The sequence below is a fragment of the Chitinophagaceae bacterium genome, from assembly GCA_007695095.1.
Lineage (GTDB): Bacteria > Bacteroidota > Bacteroidia > Chitinophagales > REEL01 > REEL01.
The window spans coordinates 1-3,986 of the sequence record REEL01000020.1; the positions used below are offsets into that span (position 1 = coordinate 1).

Annotated in this window: 3 protein-coding genes and 1 pseudogene; all 4 read right to left on the reverse strand. The window is 33.3% G+C overall.

Annotated elements, in window-relative coordinates:
• Positions 1-383 precede the first annotated feature (383 nt).
• Positions 384-2,045 carry a transcriptional regulator gene (locus EA412_00360; protein ID TVR84462.1) on the reverse strand — a complete coding sequence of 554 codons (1,662 nt, stop codon included), beginning with the start codon at positions 2,043-2,045 and terminating at the stop codon, positions 384-386.
• A gap of 417 nt (positions 2,046-2,462) precedes the next feature.
• Positions 2,463-3,023, reverse strand: a complete 561-nt coding sequence (locus EA412_00365; protein TVR84463.1) for an XRE family transcriptional regulator — start codon at positions 3,021-3,023, stop codon at positions 2,463-2,465.
• 10 nt (positions 3,024-3,033) lie between these two features.
• Entirely contained in the window at positions 3,034-3,372 is a 339-nt protein-coding gene (locus EA412_00370) for a type II toxin-antitoxin system HigB family toxin (protein TVR84464.1), read from the reverse strand.
• 108 nt (positions 3,373-3,480) lie between these two features.
• Positions 3,481-3,861 (reverse strand): annotated as a pseudogene (locus EA412_00375) (hydroxyacid dehydrogenase).
• Positions 3,862-3,986: the final 125 nt, after the last annotated feature.

Genomic DNA, 3,986 nt, shown 5'->3' on the forward strand with positions numbered 1-3,986 from the left:
AGCTTCCCGCTCACCTTCAATCTTCAAGTATTAAAACTAATGTATTTTGAACAAAAAACATGAATTTATTCTAATGAAATCAACTAAATAGGCCCTTTTTTTTCTTTATATTTTCTTACACGTCAAGTAATTTGCAATGTAATCTTCTAATCCTTTTCAGTAGTATCTGTAATCATTATCGTCTATAAAAATGTCTAAACTTTGTTTAAAAAAATCCATTAACCAGTTTAGACGTTTTTTATAATTCTCTACCTTAATGCAGCTTACCCTTTGTATATAAAGGGTTTAGATGTTAATTCTTTTGTTCTCATAAGTGAAAAAAGTTTGAATTACGTCTAAATTACGTCTAAATTACGTCTAAATATTTTTCATAGCGTCTAAACTCAGTTTAAAACCCATTGCTTTTTTCCTATTAATTTAATTTTCCCTTCTCTCTTCATTTTCTGTAGAATGTTTTTGATTTTAGAACGTTTTTGTTCAAAATTTAAAACATCAGGAAGTTTGTCTAAAAGAACTTGTTCAAAATCTGCCCGAGTACCATTGTCAAATTTCTCTAAAAATTCTAAAATCATTTTTTGACAGTACTCATCATCAATTCCTCTTTGCTTGATATAATCAGCTTGTTCACCTGTTGCTTTAGCTACAGTGAAAGATATATGGAAATTTGGCTTTCTACCTTCAATCAAGTCTTTGCTTTTTAAGTCTTTTATTTCGGCAGCACTTATTTTTTTCGATTTTGCAACCTTATCTAAAGCAATGATATCTACCAAACTCAAATCGGGTAAAGATGCAATTTTGCGTGCATAATTCATATCAACCACTTTACCTGTAATGGTCAGTTTTACTTTGTTATTACGAAACTCATAGTCAGGCAAAGGGAAGTATTTCTTCCGCTGAATATTAAACATCCGTTTGATACCACTTCCTATTGCGTCTATCATATTCAGATTTATCATTGCTTCTACCAAAAATGGATTTCGGTAAGTGGGTTCCGGAGCATCCGCAATGACTACCTCTTCTATGCTAGAAGGAATGAATGAACCGGAATTGATAAATACCAATTTGCTGTCTTCGTATTCGACCAAGTTTATTTTACCGCTAAAGGTATAATCCTGATGTGCAATACAGTTGTTTAAGCCCTCTCTAACAATGTAAGGGTCATATTGATCCACTTCTTCAGGAAATAAAGTACCGTATTGAATATATCTGTACTTCAAGTTTCGAATCTTTTTAAATACTTCCTCCGTATTTAGAAGCAAGGGGCAAGTAAAGTGTTGGTAATCCTTCTCGACATTGTCTTTATCACGCAAAATCCACGAAATTTTTGCCGTAGCCGGATTGATAAAGTGTTCAGATTCCGATTTGCCAAGTAGCAAAATAGCTGTTCGGGTAATTTTACCTTTGATACATACTTTCGCTTTGTTTAGAAAAGTTTCATCGTTCCATTCATCAATTTCATCAACCAGATGTTGATTTTTTCTTTTGAATGACTCTCGTGCTTTGAGAATTGCTTCTGATGATAAATCATTAATTGAAGCTCCTTCTACAATGGCGGCACTCCAATCTTCTGCACGAGATTGTTTTCGAATGCGTTCTACTTCCTCCAGATTCAGAGCATTTAATACCTCGCCATCTCTGCCATAATAATGGCCTTTCCATGAAATTGGGATGCCTTTAGGAGCTGCGGGGATTTCAAATAAAACTACTCTTCCTTCAGGTTCAATTACTTCATAAATTTCTATAAATGAAAGTCTTCCTGTTGTATGATTGGCTATTTCAGCTTTGAGACTGCCTAAATCTGCACGATTGATTCGGAATTGTGAACCGACAATACTTTTATCTGCATCTTTTACGCCAAAGATTAACCAAGCCGAACGTTTACTTTTAAGGTTGGCTTCATTACATAATGCAGAAAAATACTTGCCAATTTTACCGAAATCGTATTGATTTTTAGCTTCTTTAAACTCTACTACTTCATTTTCTATACCTTGGGAGCGAAGAGTATTTAAAATAATTTGTATTTCAGTTTGTGTTCTTATTAACATACGTTGTTGAAATATAAAACAAAAATAGTGTCATTAACTAAATATTGCACTATGTGGGTTTCTAATCCTTTTTCTGTAGTGTTTATTTGTTTCATGTTAAATCAATTTTATCAAAATTGTAATTTCACTTAGCAATATATGAACTGCAGTTTTTAGAGTTTTTTAATTTTTTCCAGTGATAGGCTTTTCTCATATTTAGGGAGCTAAATTTTATTGCAAATTATTCCTATCATTTTTTTAAGCTTCCCACTCATCTTCAATCTTCAAGTATTAAAACTAATGCATTTTGAACAAAAAATATGAATTTAATCTAATGAAATCAATTAAATTGATTCTTATTGATTTTATCATTTTTAAGTGTTACAAGTAGTGGAGGTTGGCGATAGAGGGGTAACTTTTTTCGTCTACCCGGATAATTTATGTTATCGCTAAATCGTCATTACTTAATTTAAGTTTTGGATTATCAAGTTTTTTAATTTTTGCCCGAATTTTAGCTCTATCAGACTCCGGTAAAAAGGTTGGCACCAAATCAGTCAAGTCAATTTTTAGAAGACGGTTGATTACAATCAAATCTTTTAATGAAAAAGGACTCAGACCATTCATTAATTCCGAGATATAGGATTTGCTATTGTGACCTAAAATTTTACCAAAATCTTGCTGTGTCAGATTTAAGTTCTTTAATTTTTTGCGGATAAGCTCTTTTCTTCGCCGGATAAACAACCGTTCTTTTTCGGCAATCAATTCCGTGATATCACTTTCTTTTAATTTTTCGTCAGATATTTTAGATTCAGCACTCCAATTTTGATTTTCGTACTGTTCGATTAAGTCTCTCAACTTCTTTCGTACAGATTTAAATTTTGGATTTTCTTTTGAGAGAACTCGTAATTTTCTGTCCGCTATCAATGCTCTTTCAAAATCCAGTTCGTTTTTAATTTTTCCATCCTCAATCAGTTTTGATATGTCAAATTGTGTTTTCATAATTCAATTTTTAAATCCAATCGTTAGCCTTTAACCACTTTTTTATTGTGTTTCTATTGTTCTTAAATGTCGCTTCATATTCCTGATGCGTACCTGCCCAAACAACAGCAGCTTCACCATCTTCAAACTCAATCAAAATCATCGTTCTGTGAATACTGATGTTAAAAAAATAAAATCCATCGCTATGTACATTGTCCGCATCTGCTCTTGTTTTATATAGTTCGGCTTGATCTTTCCAATCATTATCATCAATATCCTTAATCAGTTTGTCAATCGATTTAGTTAAAGGAACATTACCTTTGTTCTTCCTTTTAAGCTTCTCTAATATTTTTTTGTTGATCAGTCTCATTTATAATTGCAAATACACTAAAAAAGTTCATATTAAATCCGAACTTTGAAATTTTTATTTTATTGCTTACGTGTCACAAGCGGAAGTTGGCGACAGAGGGGTGTTTATCAGACGCTCATCATCCATCACAAACCCCTTAATCATATACTCCTTTAGGTTTTGGTTAGCCCATTGCCGGAACTGAGTCCCTCTTTTGCTTCGTACCCGGAATCCAATAGCCAGGATCATATCCAGCGCATAAAAAGTTACCTTGTATTGCTTACCATCAGAGGCAGTTGTTAAGTAATCCTTAACAACTGATTCTTCACTTAACTCATTCTCTTTCAGTATGTTGGATATGTGCATACTAATATTTGGCTTGGAGGTGTCAAAAAGTTCAGCCAATTGGTTTTGATTCATCCAAACCGAGCCGTCTTTTGCATAAAGTGCTATGGATGCTTTCCCGTCCGGGGTGTTGTAAATTATGATATTTCCCTTATTGTCGCTCATTCCATTACCTTTTTCTCCGTTTACAATACTTTTTCTTCCAATACCGGAATTTCCTCCCTGCCTGTTCTTAGCATCCCGCTAAGAACTTCATTTATTCGAGCTTCCCGCTCACCTTCAATCTTCAA

Excerpts from the sequence above, each read along its gene's own strand:
- EA412_00360 (TVR84462.1), bottom strand. The coding sequence starts at position 2,045 with ATGTTAATAAGAACACAAACTGAAATACAAATTATTTTAAATACTCTT.
- EA412_00365 (TVR84463.1), bottom strand. The coding sequence starts at position 3,023 with ATGAAAACACAATTTGACATATCAAAACTGATTGAGGATGGAAAAATT.
- EA412_00370 (TVR84464.1), bottom strand. The coding sequence starts at position 3,372 with ATGAGACTGATCAACAAAAAAATATTAGAGAAGCTTAAAAGGAAGAAC.